Origin of the sequence: Atlanticothrix silvestris CENA357 (genome assembly GCF_016056295.1) — a bacterium.
Taxonomy (GTDB): Bacteria; Cyanobacteriota; Cyanobacteriia; order Cyanobacteriales; family Nostocaceae; genus Atlanticothrix; species Atlanticothrix silvestris.
In genome coordinates, this window is record NZ_JAECZB010000082.1 from 30,013 (window position 1) to 50,912 (window position 20,900).

At 41.4% G+C, this 20,900-nt stretch carries 22 protein-coding genes; 8 read left to right on the forward strand and 14 right to left on the reverse strand.

The genetic code is table 11. The features are described from left to right. Window positions 1–156 precede the first annotated feature (156 nt). Both petA and petC read right to left on the reverse strand, forming a co-directional pair. The gene (petA, locus tag I8751_RS20985) at window positions 157–1,158 is read right to left on the reverse strand and encodes a cytochrome f (RefSeq protein WP_214441043.1); all 1,002 of its coding nucleotides are present in this window, start codon (window positions 1,156–1,158) and stop codon (window positions 157–159) included. 105 nt (window positions 1,159–1,263) lie between these two features. After that, on the reverse strand, window positions 1,264–1,803 hold the full coding sequence (gene petC, locus I8751_RS20990) for a cytochrome b6-f complex iron-sulfur subunit (protein WP_214441044.1): 540 nt from the start codon (window positions 1,801–1,803) through the stop codon (window positions 1,264–1,266). Window positions 1,804–2,032: 229 nt separating this feature from the next. On the opposite strand from petC, the gene I8751_RS20995 reads away from it, so the two are divergent. Continuing rightward, complete coding sequence (locus tag I8751_RS20995; RefSeq protein ID WP_214441045.1) at window positions 2,033–2,341, forward strand: DUF3067 family protein; 309 nt, start codon at window positions 2,033–2,035, stop codon at window positions 2,339–2,341. 69 nt (window positions 2,342–2,410) lie between these two features. Here I8751_RS20995 and bioD read toward each other — a convergent pair whose 3' ends face one another. After that, window positions 2,411–3,100, reverse strand: coding sequence for a dethiobiotin synthase (bioD, locus tag I8751_RS21000; RefSeq protein WP_214441046.1), 690 nt, complete (start codon window positions 3,098–3,100; stop codon window positions 2,411–2,413). Window positions 3,101–3,155: 55 nt separating this feature from the next. Next, window positions 3,156–4,847, reverse strand: a complete 1,692-nt coding sequence (locus I8751_RS21005) for a serine/threonine-protein kinase (protein WP_214441047.1) — start codon at window positions 4,845–4,847, stop codon at window positions 3,156–3,158. Here I8751_RS21005 and I8751_RS21010 point away from each other — a divergent pair. Beyond that, on the forward strand, window positions 4,846–4,983 hold the full coding sequence (locus I8751_RS21010) for a hypothetical protein (protein WP_214441048.1): 138 nt from the start codon (window positions 4,846–4,848) through the stop codon (window positions 4,981–4,983). The genes I8751_RS21005 and I8751_RS21010 overlap by 2 nt on opposite strands. Window positions 4,984–5,533: 550 nt before the next feature. Next, window positions 5,534–6,550, forward strand: a complete 1,017-nt coding sequence (locus I8751_RS21015) for a ribose-phosphate pyrophosphokinase (protein WP_214441049.1) — start codon at window positions 5,534–5,536, stop codon at window positions 6,548–6,550. 186 nt (window positions 6,551–6,736) lie between these two features. On the opposite strand, the gene I8751_RS21020 is transcribed toward I8751_RS21015, so the two are convergent. After that, complete coding sequence (locus tag I8751_RS21020; RefSeq protein WP_214441050.1) at window positions 6,737–7,159, reverse strand: hypothetical protein; 423 nt, start codon at window positions 7,157–7,159, stop codon at window positions 6,737–6,739. A gap of 422 nt (window positions 7,160–7,581) precedes the next feature. On the opposite strand from I8751_RS21020, the gene rpsU reads away from it, so the two are divergent. Then, window positions 7,582–7,761, forward strand: a complete 180-nt coding sequence (rpsU, locus tag I8751_RS21025) for a 30S ribosomal protein S21 (RefSeq protein WP_086686558.1) — start codon at window positions 7,582–7,584, stop codon at window positions 7,759–7,761. Between the two features lie 152 nt (window positions 7,762–7,913). Here the strand turns inward: rpsU and pth are convergent, their stop codons facing one another. From pth to psbH, 3 genes are all read right to left on the reverse strand, one after another. Then, window positions 7,914–8,549, reverse strand: coding sequence for an aminoacyl-tRNA hydrolase (gene pth / locus I8751_RS21030; protein WP_214441051.1), 636 nt, complete (start codon window positions 8,547–8,549; stop codon window positions 7,914–7,916). A gap of 33 nt (window positions 8,550–8,582) precedes the next feature. Next, a complete protein-coding gene (locus I8751_RS21035; RefSeq protein ID WP_214441052.1) occupies window positions 8,583–8,855 on the reverse strand; it encodes a TatA/E family twin arginine-targeting protein translocase in 273 nt (90 codons plus the stop codon). A 366-nt stretch (window positions 8,856–9,221) separates the two neighbouring features. Beyond that, window positions 9,222–9,425, reverse strand: a complete 204-nt coding sequence (psbH, locus tag I8751_RS21040) for a photosystem II reaction center phosphoprotein PsbH (protein WP_214441053.1) — start codon at window positions 9,423–9,425, stop codon at window positions 9,222–9,224. Between the two features lie 85 nt (window positions 9,426–9,510). Between psbH and psbN the strand changes: the two genes are divergently transcribed. Further along, a complete protein-coding gene (gene psbN, locus I8751_RS21045) occupies window positions 9,511–9,642 on the forward strand; it encodes a photosystem II reaction center protein PsbN (RefSeq protein ID WP_214441054.1) in 132 nt (43 codons plus the stop codon). 48 nt (window positions 9,643–9,690) lie between these two features. Here psbN and I8751_RS21050 read toward each other — a convergent pair whose 3' ends face one another. Further along, window positions 9,691–12,858 (reverse strand): alpha-mannosidase, encoded by a 3,168-nt coding sequence (locus I8751_RS21050; protein WP_214441055.1) that lies wholly within the window; start codon window positions 12,856–12,858, stop codon window positions 9,691–9,693. Window positions 12,859–12,964: 106 nt separating this feature from the next. Between I8751_RS21050 and I8751_RS21055 the strand changes: the two genes are divergently transcribed. Further along, window positions 12,965–14,599 carry a hypothetical protein gene (locus tag I8751_RS21055; protein ID WP_214441056.1) on the forward strand — a complete coding sequence of 545 codons (1,635 nt, stop codon included), beginning with the start codon at window positions 12,965–12,967 and terminating at the stop codon, window positions 14,597–14,599. Between the two features lie 193 nt (window positions 14,600–14,792). Here I8751_RS21055 and I8751_RS21060 read toward each other — a convergent pair whose 3' ends face one another. Next, on the reverse strand, window positions 14,793–15,692 hold the full coding sequence (locus tag I8751_RS21060; RefSeq protein ID WP_225894301.1) for a lysophospholipid acyltransferase family protein: 900 nt from the start codon (window positions 15,690–15,692) through the stop codon (window positions 14,793–14,795). Window positions 15,693–15,874: 182 nt separating this feature from the next. On the opposite strand from I8751_RS21060, the gene I8751_RS21065 reads away from it, so the two are divergent. Together I8751_RS21065 and I8751_RS21070 are read left to right on the forward strand one after the other, a co-directional pair. Next, on the forward strand, window positions 15,875–16,756 hold the full coding sequence (locus I8751_RS21065; RefSeq protein ID WP_214441057.1) for an alpha/beta hydrolase: 882 nt from the start codon (window positions 15,875–15,877) through the stop codon (window positions 16,754–16,756). A gap of 427 nt (window positions 16,757–17,183) precedes the next feature. Beyond that, window positions 17,184–17,417, forward strand: coding sequence for a Nif11-like leader peptide family natural product precursor (locus I8751_RS21070; RefSeq protein WP_214441058.1), 234 nt, complete (start codon window positions 17,184–17,186; stop codon window positions 17,415–17,417). Between the two features lie 138 nt (window positions 17,418–17,555). Here the strand turns inward: I8751_RS21070 and I8751_RS21075 are convergent, their stop codons facing one another. The 4 genes from I8751_RS21075 to mnmE form a co-directional block, all read right to left on the reverse strand. Continuing rightward, on the reverse strand, window positions 17,556–17,885 hold the full coding sequence (locus tag I8751_RS21075) for a hypothetical protein (RefSeq protein ID WP_214441059.1): 330 nt from the start codon (window positions 17,883–17,885) through the stop codon (window positions 17,556–17,558). 50 nt (window positions 17,886–17,935) lie between these two features. Beyond that, window positions 17,936–18,706, reverse strand: a complete 771-nt coding sequence (locus I8751_RS21080; protein ID WP_214441060.1) for an SDR family NAD(P)-dependent oxidoreductase — start codon at window positions 18,704–18,706, stop codon at window positions 17,936–17,938. A 76-nt stretch (window positions 18,707–18,782) separates the two neighbouring features. Beyond that, window positions 18,783–19,286: a GNAT family N-acetyltransferase gene (locus tag I8751_RS21085; protein WP_214441061.1), complete on the reverse strand. Its 504-nt coding sequence runs from the start codon at window positions 19,284–19,286 to the stop codon at window positions 18,783–18,785. Window positions 19,287–19,343: 57 nt separating this feature from the next. Further along, a complete protein-coding gene (mnmE, locus tag I8751_RS21090) occupies window positions 19,344–20,735 on the reverse strand; it encodes a tRNA uridine-5-carboxymethylaminomethyl(34) synthesis GTPase MnmE (protein ID WP_214441062.1) in 1,392 nt (463 codons plus the stop codon). Window positions 20,736–20,900 lie beyond the last annotated feature (165 nt).

Here is a 20,900-nt window from a genome sequence, read left to right on the forward strand (position 1 = left end):
AATGCAGTCGGAATAATACTTTTTGCGGTTCGTAGACTCTGCACTTTTTTTTAAAAAAGGTCTCTTTTGTTTGCATTTTTAAAGCATTTACGCTAATAGATCTTAAAAAAGACAGGCAAGTTGCCTGTCTTGGTAAGTAATAATTTAGCAAAGAATTTAGAAATTCATTTCGGCAGCTTGGACTTTCTCAACCTGCTTCTTCTTCAACACCAACATCACCTGAGCTAACATTACTAAAGCAACGAAGGCGATCATCCATCCCACTCGGCTGGCATCTTGCAACACGATTTCTGCATCTTGTTGGCCGAATCCACCGACGTTTGGATTGTTGGTTAAAGCGTCACCAGCATTCACTGCTTGTCCTTCAGAAACAATTAACTCTGGGCCTAAAGGAATAGTATCAGAAACAACTTCACCAGATTCAGTTTTGATGTTTACTGTATATTTGACGTTACCGTCTCCGTCTTCCTCTTTAGCAATTTTGCTAATTGTACCAGCAGCGGAAGCGCTGTAAACTGAGTTGTTGCTCTTTTCGCCAGTAGGATAAACTTGTCCGCGTCCTCTGTTACCACCCACATGAACCGCATATTTACCGAAGTGGATGTTTTTATCGGTTGCGGGGTTGGGAGAAAGCACTGGGAAGACGATTTCCTGATACTGTTCACCAGGTAGGGGCCCGACGATGACGACGTTTTCTTTTTCTTCGCTGTAGTTTTGGAAGTAAGTGTCGCCGATTTCTTCTTTCAGTTCTTCGGAAATGCGGTCTTCAGGAGCAATCTTGAAGCCTTCAGGTAGCATCAAGACAGCACCGACATTCAAGCCAACTTTAGAACCATCGGCACCCACCTGTTGCAGGCTGGTATCGTAGGGAATTTTCACTACAGCTTTAAACACAGTGTCAGGTAGTACCGATTGGGGAACTTCCACTTCTGTTGGCTTGGCTGCTAGGTGACAGTTGGCGCAAACAATTCGTCCGGTAGGTTCACGAGGAGTTTCGGGATAGGTTTGCTGTGCCCAAAAAGGATAAGCAGCAGCAGACTGGGGAAGAATTAGATCGCTGGTGAAGAAAATAGTCACAGTAGCGATCGCTATAAACAATGTTTTTAGCATTGCTTTAGCATTGCGAGTTAACCTCGCTGTTGAACAGGCATTTCTCATCTCTATAAGGACAACGATTCTCTGATGAATTAGTCAAGGGTCATTGGTCATTGGTCATTGGTCATTAGTCCTGATCAAAGGACGAAGGACGAAGGACTAAAATCATTAAGCCCACCAAGGTTCTTCACCTGTGCGGAAGTCTGTTTCTGTCCAAGGGGTCAAGACGATTTTGTCGTCGTTTACTTGGGCATGGGCCAAAGCCAAAGACAGGGGTGCTGGGCCTCGGACAACCTTACCAGTTGCATCGTATTGGGAACCGTGACAAGGGCATTTAAACTTGTTCTCAGCTACATTCCAGGGAACTACACAACCTAAGTGGGTGCAGATAGCATTAATGCCATAATCGGCAATGGCTTCTTTGCTTTCCACCACAATATAGGTAGGGTCGCCCTTTAGCCCTTGAACTAAGGTGCGATCGCCTACATTATGGCTTTCTAGAAAATTAGCGATGCTAACATCGTTGCCTAGCTCATCTTTTGCCGTTGTGCCGCCTCCAGCGCCACCGCTAGCGGGTGGGATAAAGTACTTGACAACGGGATACAATGCACCCAGAGCCACTCCAGTAACAGTGCCAAAAGTGAGCAGATTCATGAACTGACGACGACCCATATCGGGCACGTCCATTGATTCAGAAAATTGAGCCATAATCTACGCGCTTTTTGTGTATTTTGTTAAGCATTTTGACAAGAGTACCAGTACTTGATCAACCCCTGTCTGAGTTGAAATGCTAACGCCTACAACGATGCCATATTTCTTTATTCCAAGATATTTTTAGCATCCTTTCTGTTAGCATTACATTTCTTTATATCCCTATCATACTTGAGTTACGGAACTTAACATCATAACTAAATGTAAAATCTAATTGAGAAAAACTATGACAGGACAGGAATTACGCCAACTATTGCTTGATAAGTGGGGATATTCTTATGATGTCCAGTTTCGACGGACACAGGGGAAAATATTTCTACAAGTAATGTGGAAGTACCTAGAACAAGCTTCTTTTCCTTTAAGTGAGGCAGAGTACCAAGAACATCTTGATAGTATTGCTAATTATCTTCATGCTTTAGGTGGAGCAGCACAGGTACAAACATTTATTGCCCAAACACGCGATCGCCCCCGACTTGGTAAAGCAGTCAGTATTCCTCTAGACTTGGGTGAACGCTCGTCAGAATGGATTATTTAATGGGGCATGGGGCATGGGGCATCTTTTCGGGAATGAAAAATGAAATCGAATCAATTCAATTTTTAATTTTTAATTCTTAATTTTTATTAATGTTTCCCAATCCAAATTTGATGCTACTTGGGCAAGTTTATCTAAATCATCTAAGTTATCTAGATAAGGTAAACAGCCTAAAACAGGTGTGTTAGTTAGTGATTGAATTAAATCTGATGGTGTCCAATCGGCTATTTCATCATCCGAACGGGGTTGTACGCAGTTTAGTACAATGCCTTTGAGGTTTACCTTGGTTTGTCTCGCTAATGCCACATTAGCTACTGCTTGGGCGATTGCTCCCAATCTTACCGGAACCACCAAAACCGTAGGTAAGCGCCATTCTCCTGCTAAATCGGCTACCGTTAATTCTTCGGTTACTGGTGAACCTAAACCCCCCAAAGCTTCTATAAGAACAAAATCACGACGTTTTTGTAGTTCTGATAAAGCTTGCCAAACCACAGCTAAATCGACTCGGCGATTTTCCCTAGCGGCGGCGACTGGAGGTGCTAGAGGTGCTTGAAAGTACAAAGGCGTAATTTCTTCAGCAGATTGATTGAGAGAAAATAGTCTTTGATACCATTCGCGATCGCCAATTCCCGATTGAATTGGCTTCATGATTCCCCAACTAAGCTGCGGGTAATATTTTTGGTAATAGGCTGCCAATGCTGTTGTCAAAACAGTTTTGCCAGCCTCCGTATCAGTGCCCGTAATCAATAGTGATTTTAACAATTTCACTTAAACAAGATGATTGTAACTGTGTGCAGGTGGACATCATACTACAAAGTTAAGGCGAACTATTTTGATCGGGAACTGCATCTAAGGTATTGTCACTAGGCAAATTGTTGTTTTCTTCACCAAAAGTTGGGAATTGTGTAGGTGTCTCTATAGGTGTTGGCGTTGAGATTTCCGGGAATGTTGGGGTTGGTGTGAATGTGTCTGTAGGTGTTGGTGTCAGGGTCGGCGTAGGTATCTGCGTTGGGGTTGGTTCAATCGGGTTTTCTAATGCAACATTGAGGCTGTAATAGCTTTCAGTAATTTCGGGAACCATAGTTAATTGAATAGTATATCTACCACTAACTGGCAATAAACCGGTGTAGGATGTTACTTCCTGAGCGCTGTTGTCAATTGGTTGTTGATTTGTATCTAAAACTGTTAGCGATACGCCGTTTGATTGGTCAAGAAATGTAGTTAACTTAGCTCCTTCTTCACCAAAAAAGGTGTATTGGATGATTTGATTTGCTTTGAGAGTATCTTCAACTATGGTTGTACTATCTGGTTTAACAATCAGGCGTTTACTAGATATAACTGGTTGATCAATAGTGGGTGTGGGCGTAGGAGAGAATGTAGTTCCACCAGACACAACTGGTGAAGGAAAAGATTGTGGTGGTGCTTCATCTCCTGGTGATTTTGACTGACTGCGGATGGAACTGACCAGCGCCCATGAACCGAATCCCGCCAAAACAACTACAGCACTGCCAATTGCCCCGATCGCCAATGGACTATCTAAAATTGAGCTAGGACGGCTTGGTGGAATAACGGGAGCCGATTTGTTGGGTGCAACTGGTGGTATGGGATCAAGACGACGACCAACAGCCATTGTTTGAAGATTGGACAATTCAGGACTAGGGATACGGGGTTGATCTAGATATTGCAATGCTTGGCTTACATCATTAGCAGTTTGGTAGCGCTCGCCCGGTACCCGATTTAACATCCGATGTAAAACTTGAGCAAATTGCGGATTCACGCTGACCCACCTTTGCCAATTCCAAGTTAGTTGATTTTCATCAAACAGCTCGCTTGGTTCTTTACCAGTCAATAAAACAATTGCTGTAACTGCTAGTGCATATAAGTCACTATTAGGATAAGCTCGCCCCGCTTGCATTTGCTCACTGGGAGAGTAGCCTAACTTTCCTACCGTGGTAACTGACGCGGTACTATCTAGAGATTGCAAACGCGTTGCCAATTCTTTAACTACCCCGAAGTCAATTAACACAGGTTTAGCATCACTATCTCGCAAAATAATGTTTTCTGGCGAGATATCTCGGTGAATAATACCGCGACTGTGAATATGCTCTAACACAGGTAACAAGGAGCGCAGCAGCTGTAATACTTCTGTCTCGCTAAAGGTTTGACCAATAGTCTGGCGCTCACTTAATAGAGTCCGGTAGCTTTTACCTGCAACATAATCTTCCACCAAAAATAAGCGTTGGTCTTGTTCAAAGCGTTCTCGGAACTTAGGTACTTGTGGGTGTTCAATTTGATACAAAATAGTTGCTTCTCGTCCGAAAAGCTCCTGTGCCTTTTCCCAGCCATGAGCTACCGTTGTTACTGGAATCAATTCTTTCAGCGCGCAAAGTTCGTTAAAACGCCTCTGATCTTCTGCCAGATAGGTTCTAGCAAATCCTCCTTGTCCGAGAATTTGAATTATGCGGTAACGGTTTTGCAGGACAGTGCTAACTGTAATAGGTGGTTGCATGATGGATCAGTTTAGTGTGGTAGCAACTGAGAATGAAGTCACCCCAAAGATAAGTTCCAGCGGCGACAAACAGTTACCTGCGGCAATATTCTACCCTACCCCACGGGTACACCCTTGGTTAGAGGTTAAAGGTTAAGTTGAAAAGAGTAGATTTTCCATAATTTCTTCTTTATTCCCTTGTTTACTTCGTCTTTCTCTCTCCTTGGATTGTGAAAACTTAACTAGTTTGGCAGGTTATTTCAGTTTTTTGCGTGATTTACAATTAAAAATATAGTCTACTTAGTTTATAATTTTGCAGCTAGGACTATAGAATATTTCGCAAACATTCTTATGCTTCTAAGATATTTGTTTGATTCTTGGGTATTTCTACATTTATGAGTACCCATTCAATATTTCTCAGGCTATGAAGGGAAATGAGTAGAAAAATATTCTACCTAAGTAAACTCTAAGGATTTGAGTTTTTTAAAGTATCCTTGACCAAAATATCTCAATTATGGAAAGAGTTCTCATACTTAATGTTTGCTTAAGCAAGCATATAAATTATTTACCACAAGGACTACAAATGAGCCAATGATAATTTTATAGATAAATGTTTAAAGTTTGTATGAAAGCTTTAACAAAACTCACAGATGTTTTTTTTAGGTTATTTGAGTTAAATCTGTTAAATATCTAATGATAAGATTGCCATGAATGCACATCGAGGATCTGCTGTGCTGAGTTCTGCAACTTTAAAAATGCAGCCAGTTGCAACAGGACTGACTGAAAATCAACGCCTGCGGCTATTTTCTGGCTCTGCCAATTTACATCTGTCTCAAGAAGTCGCTCGTTATCTGGGCATGGACTTGGGGCCAATGATTCGTAAAAGATTTGCGGATGGAGAACTATATGTTCAAATCCAAGAATCAATTCGGGGTTGTGATGTCTATTTAATCCAGCCATCTTGTCAACCTGTAAACGATCACTTAATGGAATTGCTGATTATGGTTGATGCCTGTCGTCGGGCTTCGGCGCGACAGATAACGGCAGTAATTCCCTACTATGGTTATGCTCGCGCCGATAGAAAAACAGCAGGACGAGAGTCAATCACTGCTAAGTTGGTGGCTAACCTGATTACTAAAGCAGGTGCTAACCGCGTTCTAGCAATGGATTTGCACTCGGCTCAAATTCAAGGCTATTTCGACATACCCTTTGATCATGTTTATGGTTCGCCAGTATTGCTGGATTATCTGGTGAGTAAACAATTGTCTGACATTGTGGTTGTTTCTCCCGATGTCGGCGGTGTAGCGCGAGCTAGGGCATTTGCGAAAAAGCTAGATGATGCCCCACTAGCTATTATTGATAAACGCCGCCAAGCTCACAATGTTGCTGAAGTCTTAAATGTCATCGGTGATGTTGAAGGCAAAACTGCAATTTTAGTGGATGACATGATTGACACCGGTGGCACAATTGCTGAAGGGGCAAGGTTGCTGCGTGAAGAAGGAGCAAGTCAGGTGTATGCCTGTGCAACTCATGCAGTTTTTTCTCCGCCTGCAATTGAGCGTTTGTCTAGTGGCTTATTTGAGGAAGTCATTGTGACAAATACGATTCCCATAGCAGAAACCAGTCGATTTCCCCAATTAGTGGTGCTTTCAGTAGCTAATCTGCTAGGGGAAACTATCTGGCGGATTCATGAAGATACCTCAGTTAGTAGTATGTTCCGCTAGGAATGAAAAGACTGTTATTCCTGCTATAGTCTTGCACAAACAAGTATGAAGTATGAAGTTTTTCAGGCTTCATACTTCATTTTTTATTGATTACTGATTACCTTTCAAAAGGTGAATCAAGACGACATAGGCTCTGAACCAGAATATATACAAAACCTCTGAAATAATAAGTTATTAGCCATTCGGCTATAACTCTACGCCATATTTTGTCGCAATTTGAGTAAATTTCTCACATTGCTCTTGTGATGCTTGAGTAATGATTGCTTCTGCTTGTTCTGGAGTATTACCTTCTTTAGGAATTAAATACTTGACATAAAGTGATACAAAATCGGCTACGATCGCCAAACCGGATAAAGCGTGCTTATCAGCTTCCTTTCCAGCGATCGCTGCAACAAGACCTGCCTGAATTGGATCTGGTTTAACTTTCATAAACTGATCAACAAGTTTCGGGATGTATTCTCCTGGCGGTAAGTTATTTAACTTACTTGTATCTGGAGTAAATTTACATCCTGCCGCTTTTGACTGCTCTAAAACACACCATTCTATAAATTCTTGTAGTGCTGCTTCAGGAAGACGAGGAAGATATTTGTGTAGCGCTATATCAGACACAAGCTTACCGTGTAAATTTTTGTTTGGTTGGAGTGCATTAACGCAAGCCTAACGCACTGTTTCTAGAAGTTTTAGTGTGTTACGCTACGACTTTTGAACAAATATTTAAACTGTTAGACTTCACCAATGAAAATCACCCTTGGTGAGGGCGATCGCACATCAGTACAAAACCATGCTACATTTCAACCCTATCTCTAACTTCGTCCAAGATTTCATCTCAAGTTATACAAAACTAGCTGATCTTGAATTTATAGGGGGTTCCCGCATCAGTAAGCTACAAAAAAACAATTAATCACAGATGAATATATAAATTGTCTTAAGTAAATAAACTGTCTTTTATCCCGGCTTGTGTATAGGGGAGTTTGGCTAAGTTTGAGGCTAAAATTACAATGGAAATTATTGATTTTGAGGACAATGCCAGAATGACCCAAGTGCTTCTAGGAGAAAATGAAGGTATAGATTCAGCTTTGCGTCGGTTTAAACGCCAGGTCTCTAAAGCTGGTATATTAGCTGATGTTAAGTATCATCGTCACTTTGAAACTCCGTTGGAAAAGCGCAAACGTAAGGCAGTGGCAGCTAGACGCAAACGACGTTTTAAATAAACCTATTCGGTTTGGTACTGCGGTTGCTTGAAGATATCAACTGAAACAAGCAATAGCGCGTTGCCTTATATTCTTAAATAAAATTAAGCAATATACCCACACCCATAATAAGTGTGGGTATATTGCTTTAAAAAACCTTTTAGCTTTATTAATCAAGAAGATTCGATAGTGCGGCTATTACAACGATTCATAGCCTTTTCTACTCCTTGTTTAAGGCTGAGTTCAACGCACTCAACTACAAACTGAAGCACAAGCGACATTAGCTGAGTTTCGCCAACGGAAAATCTTCCTAATACATGAGAGATAGACTCAGAATTATCACTATTCGCAGCATCTTTGGGTTTGCCAATGCCGATTCGTAAACGGGGAAAGTTTTGGCTGCTAAGATGAGCGATCGCACTCTTCATCCCATTATGTCCCCCAGCAGAACCAGACAAGCGTAGGCGAGTTTTTCCCAAAGGCAAATCCATATCGTCATAAATCACCAACACTGACTCTGGCGGCAATTTATACCAACTTGTCACCGCTTGGATTGACTGTCCTGAGCGATTCATATAAGTCAACGGCTTTAGTAAACGGATTTTACCTCCACCTGGTGCTGTACCCTCGCCATACTGTCCTTGAAACTTGCGATTTTCCGCTAATGGAATTTGCCAAAACCGGGAAAGAGCATCTATAGCAGCAAAGCCAATGTTGTGGCGTGTTTGGTCATATTTAGGCTCTGGATTCCCCAACCCGACGATTAGTTGGGGAATTACCAAAGCAGGTTGTGTAACAGTTTCTGTCATTTCGCTACAATCAATCGATTAGCAGTACCTTCCTTAGGTAGTTTGGGAAGAACCAGCAGTATCTTGATTTGATTGAGCTGCTTCGATTTGCTTGGGTTCAATTTCGGCAGTAGTTTTCACGGCTTGTTCTATTTGTTCGGCTTCACGCTTAAACTCGCTTTGGAATTCATTAGAAGCTTCTTGAAAACCGCGAATTGCCTTTCCTACACTCCGGCCAATCTCTGGTAACTTCTTCGGCCCAAAGATTAACAGCGCTACTACCATAATTAGAGCCATTTCCGGCAGACCGATACCAAATATATTCACGCGATTTCTCCTGTAAGTATGCGTGTAGTTAGAGTTTTGTCAGTGGTGAGGCAGCGCTGCGGGAGGGTTTCCCTCCGCAGACGACTGCGAACCCGAAGGGTTAGTGGTCAGTGGTCAGTAGTTAGTAGTCAGTCGTAAGGATGTTTTTAAGATCGCCCACTCTTGGGTTGGGGTATTAAACCAGATCAAAAGCAACTGACAACTGACTATTGACAACTGACCCGCGCAGCGTGAATAAAAAGTTTCTCATTTATCCATGCTTACTTTTTTAAGACTAACTTTATTTCAGTATAAAACTCATAAAAAAACCCGGACAAGCCGGGTGTCGGTTCGCTGATTACACAAGCTTAAGTAGTTGTGTATCAGTTAGCCGCCTAAACTCCGCCAATCGACAAGTACATCCTGAATTAACAGTGATCTATTGTAAAGTTGCAGAATAATTAACAAAAACACGAAAAATAGCAGCATAAAAACAGCCATTACAGGGGTTGTACCCCAACCTGGAGCTACCTTACCATACTCAGAATTCAGAGGTCTCAGGATATCTCCCAACCTAGTCCGTTGTGCCATAGTTCACCTAAGATTGGTTGCCAAAGCTTTTTTTAATCTTCTGTAATATTCTATAAGAATAGCACTCATAATTTATCCCTAACTTATGGAACCCGCAATAGTTCTTAGTATTTCCGTGGCCATTGCCTTAGTTGCCATCACTGCATTTGCGATTTATACCTCCTTTGGGCCTCCTAGCAAGCAATTAGCAGACCCTTTTGAAGATCACGAAGATTAAGTTAAAAATCACTGGTCAATGACCAGTGACCAGTGACATTTACTTATGTTAAAGATTAGCCACTGGTTTGACTTTGAAATTGGCGATTTTCCAAGGCTGTATTTTCAAAATTTGTGTATCAAATGAGGATTCAGTGCTGGAAATATGACGCTCTAATAAATCTACTCCATCCCCTAGATTCAACTCTAAATCACTTTGCAAGCATAACTCTGCTGTTTCTCCGTGAGACTCGTAACACCGTAGAATCAACTGTTGTGGGTCATCCTCCGATAGCTTCAGCGCCATTAAAATTAAATTTTCCGCAGATAAATCTAGAAAACTTACCCTGTCAGAAGTGAAGAGTGATGAATCAGAAGTAGTGAGCAGTGGATTTAAGATTACTTGTAATGGAGTATTCAATTCATAACCACGTCTTACCGTCTGGGCTGCTTCCCAACTACCAGTGTGAGGATACAAGGCGTAGGTAAATTCGTGAAAGCCTCGGTCAGTCTCTGGGTCTGGCCAGTTGGGACTACGTAGTAATGTTAAACGTAGCTGATGGGGTTGACTATCGTAACCATATTTGCAATCATTCAGCAAACTTACACCGTAGATACCCGCTTCTGTTTCTTCAGTCAAATCAGCCCAACGCAAGGCGGGAACTTCCCATTTTGCTGTTTCTGCGGGTGTTTGTGGCTTAGTGGAACGACGAATTGCACCACAGGGAATTTCATAGGTAGCAAAGTCTGCTTCCACGTTGAGAGGAAAAGCTGCTTTCACTAATACCTGATTTTCTTGCCAATTAACAATAGAGGCAATTTTGAGCATGGGTGAATTAGTTGGCAAAATATAATCTTGGCAAAATTCTGAATCACCCAATTGACGCACCACGCGCACACGACTTTGCACCAACCCTTGTTCTAGCCATTGAATAGATTTAAGGTTAGTTGCGGGTAATGGATGCTGAGTGTAATTAGGGTCTATATTCCAAGCATCCCAATACTGACCACTATCTTTAAAACCTTGCAGCTGATTACCCGCACCACTTAAAATTTCTCTTTGATAAGTTTTATCAAAAACACTAGATAAATCTCCCGTATCAGGATCAATAACAACCCGCAGAAATTCGTTTTCTAAAACCCAGTCTACGGAGGATGATGGGGATAAGGGGGATAAGAAAGATGACGGGGAAAGCCAAAATATACGGTAGCCTACGGGTGGAATATCAGAAGCTAAAAATACTAATACTGCTGGTTCAGATAATTGAGAGATAATTTGCTGTCCAGAACAATCATAAATCTGCCATTCTTGGTTAGCTTCTTTTGTTGTAGGTAAAGCAACCGAGACTACCTCAGAACGCACCCAATTAAGAGAATTAAAGATGAATATCGGCTGGGCTTCAGGATGTGGAGGTGGAGGTAAAATGGTTTGGGATGCGATCGCTAGCAATGATTCCTGTAATATCTTCGTGCCTACTTGTTCTACTTGTTGCCACTGGGGCAATGCATCTGTATAAACTTGAGTAATTGAAGAACCAGGTAAAATATCATGAAACTGCTGAAATAACACTTGCTTCCAAGCTGCTTCGATTTCTGCTTTGGGATATGTCAAGCCACAGCTTAGGGTTGCCAAAGTAGCAAATAATTCAGCCTCATATAATAGAACTTCACAACGCCGATTCCAGTGTTTTTGATCTGCGTGGGTAGTGTAGCAACCACGATGAAATTCTAGGTATAGTTCATCATCCCAAGTAGGAAAGGAAGTTTGGGAATTTTCTCCTGATTGGATTTGCTGTAAATACTTTTGGGACGTTGTAAATTCTAAATCTGGGAAGAAAGGCGACTTTTGCCAGCGTTGGGCGGTTTCTAACATATCACGAGTGGGGCCGCCGCCGTGATCGCCGACACCGGGAAGCCAAAGAGAATCACTTAAATTAGTTTGGGTTTGCCATTCCAGAGAATAGGATGCCATTTTAACAGGGTCAATACCTTCACCAATGAGTGCAGACATCAAACTAAAGACTTCACTACCATCAGGCGATCGCCACCAAAAAGCCCCATAATCAAACTTAGTAGTATCATTCCACCGCAATTTTTGGGTGACAAAATACTCAATACCTGCATTCACAAAAAACTGCGGTAAAGTTGCACAAAAACCAAAAGTATCTGGTAGCCATGCAACAGGCGAAATCTTACCGAATTTTTCCTGTACATAGCGCTGACCGTACAATAATTGACGGACTATGGATTCACCAGCAATTAAATTCAGTTCTGGTTCCACCCACAAACCGCCAACGACTTCCCAACGTCCAGTAGCTACCGCCTGTTGAATTGCTTGAAACAAATCTGGGCGATGTTCTTCCACCCAAGCATAAAGTGCCGGAGTTGAATGACAGAAAATTAACTCAGGAAAATCTTGTTGCAACTTCAGCACAGACTCAAAAGTATTTTGGGCTGCACTCCAAGTTTCATTTACAGGCCAAAGCCATGCTAAATCTAAATGAGCGTGACCTAATAAATATATTTTCGATTTTAGATTAGGAATTTGGAATTGAAAAAGACTCTGACGAACAGCAGCAAGTGTTCTTTTCCATTCCTCCTCTGTGTCCTCTGCGCCTCGGCGGTTCGTCATCTCCGCCACCGCCTCACCCAACACATCCAACCTTTCTGGTGCAAACTTTTCTAAAAAAAGCTGTATTACCGCTAATTCATCAGCCACAAACCCCGGATCAGGATTATTATCATCTATAGATTCATATACAAGGAGCGATCGCACTAAAGCACCATGATCATGTCCCGGACTCACTAACCGCACAGCTACAATAAATTCTTCTCCTGGCGTTACTCCCTGACTCAGAAGCACTCTAGGCGAACAATCAAATAAATCTCCCTCCAGCACCAATTCCCCATTCACATAAATTTCGGCAGAGTCCGCCCACCAAACTAACGCCAGTCGTAAAGATAAACCCGTTAAAGGATAACCCTGTAACTCCTGGGGAACTACCAATCTTTGCGCCAGCCACAATACTTTTTTCCCACCTGTCCAAGCAATATGTTTTTTCTCATTTAGCTGTACAAGTTGCCAATTAGACCAATCAGATGCGACAACATCAGTAATAGTCTGGTTAGATTCTTGGTATAACCAAGTGAACTGAACATTGACTTGACAACAAGAACGCAATTGCTCAATTGTTTCTGATATTAATTGGGTATGGGATTGAGATACAGTTGGGGTCATATTTTCGTTAAGATAAGGGCACTTACGATAATTAACAGTTTGTCGTTTTTATTGTTTGGCGGGAGTCTCACAACTCAACAAGACTCAAACTAAATAAATCACTACCATGTCTTCTGGTTCTTCTGGTCGTTATCAAAGCAGACTATTTAACTTTGTCCACCAGCAATCTCGGCGGTTGACACAACAGTGGGAAAGTAGCTTCCGGCATTTGCAAGTTGCTACCAAGCGGGGTGTGGGAGTACTACTTTATCCGATATATCTACTGTTTCAGTCAACTGAATCAGCAGGGAAAGCGCTACACACCAAAGAACCACAATCCAGACTTCAGTTACAATCAAATGATACTGATTTTCAGCCGGAAAATCCCCCAAATGCTGATACCCCTATTCAGCGATTATTAGAAGCAGTCGAGAGTTTGCCATCTGCTGAAAGCGTTGCTACTCCAGAACAGAAAATTAAAAATGGCGGATGGGGGAGAAATCTCTTCAAAATTCGAGAAAAGTTACAATCCCCTGCTGATTCTGAATTGTCTCAATCTCTAGTTCCCTTGAGGGCTTGGTGGCAGAAATTTTTTCATCATCCCACAACTAAACCTGATATTCCTCAATCCTTAACGATTACAGATAATTCGGTAGCAAGTCTCAACCAGCATTTCCCAGTAGTGCGGGGAATTGCCACAAACTTGGTAAATCGTCATTTGGTGCTTGTCGCTGCTAACAATGACATTCTAGATATTTTGACACCGCAGCAGCAGGCAAAATTAGAAGACAAAATTATTAGTGAAGTTGCAGATTACTGGCATTATTGGCAATTGACAGCAGCTAACAAAGCAACTGAGTTGTTACCAGAAATTGACCGCTTATTAACAAAATTAACAGGTGAAAATACAGCTAATACACCAGCTTTAGCAGAAGGAACACCAAAATATTTACTCCGTAAAGATAAGGTAATAGCATTATTGGACACTGCTGTTGCTAAGTTGGAAGTAAATGCAATTAGACCTATCCAGCAGCATAGTCAAGAACTTGTCCGAGTTGCTCAAACTCAGCTAAACATATTTATGTATGGTCAAGAGCAATTAGGTGTTAAAAGAGAAATTGCAGTTGCTGATGGATTAGAAACTCAAAAAATCAATTTTCAGGCATTAATTGAAGCGGCACTCAATTATTTTTTTGGTGTTAGTAAAAATAAAACACTGGAGTCAAAAGGTAATCATTGGCAGAAAGGTAATCCATTGCCCCATCACAGTTACAGCGTTTTGCCCAAAAGCAGTCAATTAGAACCAGAAAATCTCATAGTTGCAGATCCTTGGCTAAATTGGAATGATTTGTTTGGTGACTCCCAAATGATGGGTGACAAGTTAGTTAAGCCATATTCAAGGAAAAAACCTGCTTTAACTAACAGCCCGTCACAAGTAATTCCTCCGCCCCAAAAGCCAAACCGTAATCTTAAATCAAATCAAAAAACATCTAAAAAAGTAAACTCTGGCAAACAAACTAAAGTTAGTAGTTCCTCTGCTAAAACTGACAATCGCCAATGGGAAAATTCCCAAATGCAATTTCACCAAAGTAATCAAGTTGAAGCAGCACCAGACTGGATAGAAACCACAGCAACTTTAATGGGCTATGAGAAGCATCTTTTAGAGCAACTTCTAGAATGGCTTGATCGGGCTATGCTTTGGCTAGAAAAAATATTTGTAAACATGCTTCATTTCTTACAAGGTTTGTTGGGAGTTAAGTGAAGAAAAGGGGCTAGGGGCTAGTAGTTCTAGCTAGTTTGTCAATAAATAATTGACGAATAAATTTTCTGTAGAGACGGCGATTTATCGCGTCTCGCCAACCATCAAAATGAATTTGACAGACCGCTAGGGATTAGAGTGGTGTATTCCATCCATAGAAAAACTGCTATAAGTTGATGATCATAAAAGTAATTCTTTACCAAAGTATATGGTTAAGGAAAGAACGAAATAGCTTGATTTCTTTTGGTTCCTGGTAATCAATTGGCAACAGAGTTAATATTGCGTTTTGTAATGTTTCTAAGGCTGCATCTACTTCCTGTCGCTTGGGTCTAGTAGTTGGAGAAAAATATAACGGCTCACCTACACGAATGGCTAACTCCTTACCTAAATAAAGATCATGAGTTCCAACTAATGCTATTGGCACTATCGGCACACCAGCGCGCAAAGCGTACATCACAGTCCCTCGCTTCAGGGGAAGGTGCAACTTACCTTCGGTGGCTCCGAGTCGTCCTTCAGGAAAAAGAACTATCCCATCGCCGTGAGTTAAAATTCCCAAAATAATACGGTCGATTTTTCGTAGTGTCTGTATATCTCCTCCGGTAGGTACAGTCTTTTCTATCTCTGCGGCTAGCTCAACGAGTTCTTGCTGTCCGGCTTTAGCTGCTGCGATGACAGCGACTTCTTCTTTCCATATTCGTTCTAAAGGAACAACACCCCCCGCCAAACGCAGGATGAAACGCTTCCACCACTTGTTATAAAGGGTGCGAGCATCCCCTAAGAAGTAGTAGTGGGGTTGGGTCGGGATTTCAGCTAGCAGGAGGAACGGATCAATGTGGTGGAGATGATTAACTGCTAAGATTGCTGGTTTTGGTGGTATTCTTTCTAGGTGTTCGACACGTACTCGAAAAAGAGCGTGGATTAGCGATCGCAACGCACACCGACGCACTGTAGCATTAATTCTGGGTTCCGGATGCCCTTGATTAATAGCTTCTAGGCGATTGAGAATTTCCTCAATTGTATTACGAACAGCGCGATCGCCTGCTGCCGCCACACCCTCCTTTACCCGCTTGATGGTTGCATCTGTTAAGGTTGGCAAAGTTTCTGATGGTGTAGTGTTTTCCTGCTGATGGCTGGCTTGAACGTTGGCCGTTTTTTCATCAGCTAGATCTTCTTGATCAGATTCGTTAGAAGAATTGTTAATAGTACCCTCGTTGAATTCATGAACCGATCATAATTCTTGATTGCACACTAGATAAATGATCTACAGTTATAAGCTCTATGATTAATCACAGCGATCGCGTAATGTCTTATCAAGAAGGCACATTCAAAGGAGTTGGAGGACTCGACCTGTATTACCAAAGCTGGCATCCAGAAGGTAAGCTGAAGGGAATATTAGCGATCATACATGGTCTGGGGGCGCACAGTGGCCGCTATGGTAATGTAATTCAACATTTGATACCTAAGCAATATGCAGTCTACGCCTTAGACTTACGTGGTCATGGACGTTCACCAGGTCAACGAGGTTACATAAATTCTTGGGCTGATTTTCGCGAAGACTTACGAGCTTTTTTGGAGTTAATTAAAACTCAGCAGCCACAAAGCCCCATTTTTGTTTTAGGTCATAGCTTAGGTGCGGTAATTGTTTTAGACTATGTGCTGCGCTATCCTCAAGAAGCATCTAAATTACACGGTGCGATCGCTTTAGCACCAGCTATAGGCAAAGTTGGAGTTTCAAAATTCCGGTTACTGGTAGGAAAGTTACTCTCGCGGGTTTGGCCGCGTTTCACATTGAATACTGGTATTGACTTCACTGCTGCTTCACGGGACGAGAAGGTTTTAGCTGCCTATGCTCAGGATACGTTACGGCATACCCTAGCAACTGCTCGGTTAGCTACGGAGTTTTTTTCCACAGTTGATTGGGTGAATGCTCACGCAGCTGATTGGCAATTGCCTTTATTAATTCTCCACGGTGGAGCAGACCGAGTGGCGCTACCCGAAGGAGGTGAAATTTTTTGCCAGCGGGTAAGCGGTGTAGATAAGTCAATAGTGAAGTACCCAGAGGCATATCATGAACTTCAGAATGACCTCAACTACCAAGAGGTACTAACTGATTTAGAAGATTGGTTGGAACGACATCTACAACCTGATAATTCCAATTGAGTAGGCAAAGCAGATAAATACTATATATCCTGCTGATTCTACCAACAGCCGTCAATAGCTTTCTAATCCTTATTTTCAAAGCACTATAGCAGTCTGCCTTAATCTTTGAATTTACTTGCATACTCAGGCAATAAGCAATAGGAAATAAGACTCTTTAAGTTGTACTAAGTTTCTTTAAAACTCAAATAAAATCCTCGTACCAATGCTTTGTGACTAAATACTACCTCCTTAAGGCTTAATTTCAAAAAATAACACAAATATTAGCCTAAAACTTATATTTTTTTGTCTAAATCAATATATTTTTCTACTTCGTCTTAAAATCAAACGTATAGCCATAAATCAAAATATCTTTTACGAACTTTGTCAAAACGACAAAAGTCAAATTACTACATTCAAACCTGATATTTCAAGCTGGAGATAAATGATCATGACACAGCAAAATGCTGCCAGGCTTTTTCAAGCCGTAAAAGAAGATCAAGCATTACAGCAAAGACTTAAAGCCACATCTAACCCAGAAGCTTTCATCAAAATTGCTCAAGATCGTGGCTATGAGTTTACTGCTGAAGAACTAGATAGTGAAATCAGTAAATTGTCTGAAGAAGATTTAGCTGCTATTGTCAATCCAGGATGGGGGACTAGAAGACACATTAATCCTAGATAATTTCTGCATAAGCAGACTAAGACAAAAACAAGTAAGCGTTTCGACTTAACAAGTCAAGCGTTTACTTGTTTTCATGTAACTCTAAATAATTTCATTCGCACAAATAATTACATCTGCATTACCAGTTAAAATACAGATTTAATTATTTGTATGATCTGAAAAATAAGTTGCTGAAGATTGAGAGTTTTTTTCAACCAAAACAGGTTCTCCTTTTACTCCTCCACGGGTAAGAGTACAAATCTTATAAAGGCCTTCGCACTCAAAGATTGCGAGAACTAACTCTTTTCCTGTTTGGTAATAGGATGGTAAAGTTTTCCCTACCTCACATTCCATATTTATTCCATTGTGAAGCCACTGTAACTTCCAAATCCGCTTCTCAGTTATTGGTGCTTGGGCATACTTAGCAATAGCATAATATACATGCTCTGCTCTGGTGTGGTCATTGGCTGCTGGAACAAAAAATTTCATAAATTTTGGTTACAAGTAAGGTAGGTTTTATTAGCACAAGCGTAACGTAGTTACCAAGGTAATTTGCTACCATCCCATGAAAAAAATTGCCCACTGTCGCCTTCTTGAAGTTGTTCAATGACAGTTAATAATTGGTCAACCGTGCGTTCCACTGAGAATAACTTTTCCGGAGGTACATTGTTTTGAAATGGACGAGAAAGGCGTGTATTGGTTGTTCCAGGATGCAATGTTATGACCAAAGCTTGAGGACAACTCCTCCCATACTCAATTGCTGCTGTTCGCATAAACATGTTGAGTGCAGCTTTAGAGGCGCGGTAGCCATACCAACCGCCAAGCTGATTATCACCAATACTACCGATTTTGGCAGAAATAGTTGCAAATACGCTGCGTTCTTGATGACGAAATAGAGGTAATAAGTGTTTAGCTAACAAGACAGCACCAATACTATTTACCTGAAAATAGCGCAGCAAATTTTCTGAGTTAAGTTGTCTTAAGCTTTTTTCGGGTTGTAAATTCCCTTCATGTAGTAATCCCACACAGTTAATTACTAAATGTAGCTTGTTAACTTGGGTACGTATCTGTTGGACACATTCACTAATCTGCAATTCGTCAGTAATATCTATCGATAAACAAATTAATCGCTCAGAATGTTTATCTGCAAGAGTCATTAACTCTATAGATGATTCACTTTGACGATAAGTTGCATAAATTTTAGTAACTTTTTCATTTTGCAATAATTTTTTGACAAAACCTAAACCAATGCCTTGATTAGCTCCCACAATCAATGCATTAATATGATGTATCTCATTTAAAAAAGACATATAAGTAAATTAAAATTGGGCATAGGGCATAAGGTAGAAGAAAATAAAGTTGGATTTAATTATGTTTAATCACTTATCAAGTTAGTTTTGGAGGTATTTTATATTCGTAGCGAGAGGCAAAAAAAGCACCGACTTGTCTATCACTATGATGACGGAAACCAAAGCTTTCATATACTGCTCTCAGGCAAAGACGTGAAGCTTGGCAATCTAGCCGTAAATAACATCTACCAAGTGTTTGTGCGTGTTCGATTGCCCAATTAATTAGTGCCGAAGAGACTTTACCTCCAGAGTAACGCCGCCGAATAGCTAGGCGATGTACAAATGCTGACTCCTCCTGAGAAATGTCAGGCCAGAAAAGCAAATCCTCAAGCTGAAACTTGATTGTACCAGCTGGTTCACCAGCCCATTCAGCAATGAAAAACAAGCCTTTAGCAACATCTTCAGAGATACTTGCTGGTGAAACTTCGCTATCATGCCATAAAGGTATACTACGCTGCTGAAGCCATGAAGCTGCTTCTAATAGCACATCGGAGACGATCACGGTATCTTGTATGGTTGCTTGGCGAATTGAAATGGACATAAGGTAGGATGCGGTCTAAAAATTCTTACAGGATTTTATCAGCCTGCCATATCTAGTTTATTTTCCAATACAAAATTTACTGAAAATTCTATCTAAGACTGATTCTGTAACTTCTTCTCCGGTAATTTCGCCTAATGCATGAATTGCACCCCGTAAGTCAATTGTCCAGAAATCAAGAGGTAATTTTTCTGTAATTGTTGTTTGTACTTGTTCTAACGAGATTTTAGCTTGAATTAAGGCTGATGCTTGCCTTTGATTAATCGCTAAGTCTATGTCAGCAGCTTGGATTTTTTCAGTTTGAATTATCTCTAAAATTGCTTTTTCTAAGGTATCAATACCTTGGTTTTGTGCTGCTATTGTGGTGACAACTTGATTAATTTGATGAGGATATTCCCAAGACGCGAGCAATCGCGTTTCTACTAGATCAATTTTATTGATGACTAAAATCAAAGGACGATGTTGTACCTGTGCGTAAATTTCTCGATCGCCTGCCGTCCAACCTGCTGAAGCATCAATGGTCAACAGCACTAAATCAGCGGCATTTGCGGCACGACGCGATCGCTCTACGCCAATTTTTTCTACTTGGTCTACTGTTTCCCGAATACCTGCTGTATCTAGTACTTGCACAGGAATCCCCCCGACAATTAACTGAGATTCCACAACATCGCGGGTTGTACCAGGTAAATCAGTAACGATCGCGCGATCGCTCTGGCTCCAAGCATTCAACAAGCTCGATTTCCCAACATTTGGGCGACCAACAATCGCCACTTTCAAACCTGTACGTAGCAGTTCACCTTTATCTTTTGTGGCTAGTAATTTGGTGATTTCTGCGGCAATGTTCTCAATTTCTGATACGATACCTTTATCGTCCAGCGGGGGTAAATCTTCCTCAAAATCAATTCTGGCTTCGATTTCTGCCAAAATATTTAGACAGTTAGCCCGTAACTGACGGATCGGATGAGCTAATTTTCCCTGTAAACCCACTAAAGCAGTTTGAGCAGCTTGGGGCGATCGCGCTCCCACTAAATCAGCAATACTTTCGGCTTGAGTCAGATCCAACCGTCCATTCAAAAATGCTCGTAGGGTAAATTCTCCTGGTTGGGCTAGTCTAGCTCCATTTTCCAGACACAGTTGCAGTACCTGTTGTACTGCCATAATGCCGCCGTGGCAATGTAATTCCACCACATCTTCACGGGTGTAAGAACGAGGTGCTTTCATGATCAACAACAGTGCTTCATCTACCAATTGTTGTGTTTGGGGATGGCGGATATAACCGTAGAGAATCCGATGAGTTTCCCAAACTTGCTGCCCAGGTGCATGAAAGAGAGTTTCGGCGATCGCGATCGCTTGGGAACCAGACACTCGCACAATACCCACGCTACCCTGTTGCGGGACAACAGCAGTAGCGATCGCGGCAATGGTTCCAGTATTAGCTAAGAGTTGCGACATGAGCGCCCTTTTTGGCAAGACATTGCATATATATAGTTAGCGTAGCAGGAGTGCTATGACTAAAGGTTCCTATATTAAATAGTAAGTATTTAGACTATTTAGATAGCCACTGGCAAGGTAAGATTTATCTGTAAGGTAATACCTGAGAGTAAGGAGTTAGGAGTG

Excerpts from the sequence above, each read along its gene's own strand:
- petA (WP_214441043.1), bottom strand. The coding sequence starts at position 1,158 with ATGAGAAATGCCTGTTCAACAGCGAGGTTAACTCGCAATGCTAAAGCA.
- petC (WP_214441044.1), bottom strand. The coding sequence starts at position 1,803 with ATGGCTCAATTTTCTGAATCAATGGACGTGCCCGATATGGGTCGTCGT.
- I8751_RS20995 (WP_214441045.1), top strand. The coding sequence starts at position 2,033 with ATGACAGGACAGGAATTACGCCAACTATTGCTTGATAAGTGGGGATAT.
- I8751_RS21010 (WP_214441048.1), top strand. The coding sequence starts at position 4,846 with ATGATGGATCAGTTTAGTGTGGTAGCAACTGAGAATGAAGTCACCCCA.
- I8751_RS21005 (WP_214441047.1), bottom strand. The coding sequence starts at position 4,847 with ATGCAACCACCTATTACAGTTAGCACTGTCCTGCAAAACCGTTACCGC.
- I8751_RS21015 (WP_214441049.1), top strand. The coding sequence starts at position 5,534 with ATGAATGCACATCGAGGATCTGCTGTGCTGAGTTCTGCAACTTTAAAA.
- rpsU (WP_086686558.1), top strand. The coding sequence starts at position 7,582 with ATGACCCAAGTGCTTCTAGGAGAAAATGAAGGTATAGATTCAGCTTTG.
- pth (WP_214441051.1), bottom strand. The coding sequence starts at position 8,549 with ATGACAGAAACTGTTACACAACCTGCTTTGGTAATTCCCCAACTAATC.
- psbH (WP_214441053.1), bottom strand. The coding sequence starts at position 9,425 with ATGGCACAACGGACTAGGTTGGGAGATATCCTGAGACCTCTGAATTCT.
- psbN (WP_214441054.1), top strand. The coding sequence starts at position 9,511 with ATGGAACCCGCAATAGTTCTTAGTATTTCCGTGGCCATTGCCTTAGTT.
- I8751_RS21050 (WP_214441055.1), bottom strand. The coding sequence starts at position 12,858 with ATGACCCCAACTGTATCTCAATCCCATACCCAATTAATATCAGAAACA.
- I8751_RS21055 (WP_214441056.1), top strand. The coding sequence starts at position 12,965 with ATGTCTTCTGGTTCTTCTGGTCGTTATCAAAGCAGACTATTTAACTTT.
- I8751_RS21065 (WP_214441057.1), top strand. The coding sequence starts at position 15,875 with ATGATTAATCACAGCGATCGCGTAATGTCTTATCAAGAAGGCACATTC.
- I8751_RS21070 (WP_214441058.1), top strand. The coding sequence starts at position 17,184 with ATGACACAGCAAAATGCTGCCAGGCTTTTTCAAGCCGTAAAAGAAGAT.
- I8751_RS21075 (WP_214441059.1), bottom strand. The coding sequence starts at position 17,885 with ATGAAATTTTTTGTTCCAGCAGCCAATGACCACACCAGAGCAGAGCAT.
- I8751_RS21080 (WP_214441060.1), bottom strand. The coding sequence starts at position 18,706 with ATGTCTTTTTTAAATGAGATACATCATATTAATGCATTGATTGTGGGA.
- I8751_RS21085 (WP_214441061.1), bottom strand. The coding sequence starts at position 19,286 with ATGTCCATTTCAATTCGCCAAGCAACCATACAAGATACCGTGATCGTC.
- mnmE (WP_214441062.1), bottom strand. The coding sequence starts at position 20,735 with ATGTCGCAACTCTTAGCTAATACTGGAACCATTGCCGCGATCGCTACT.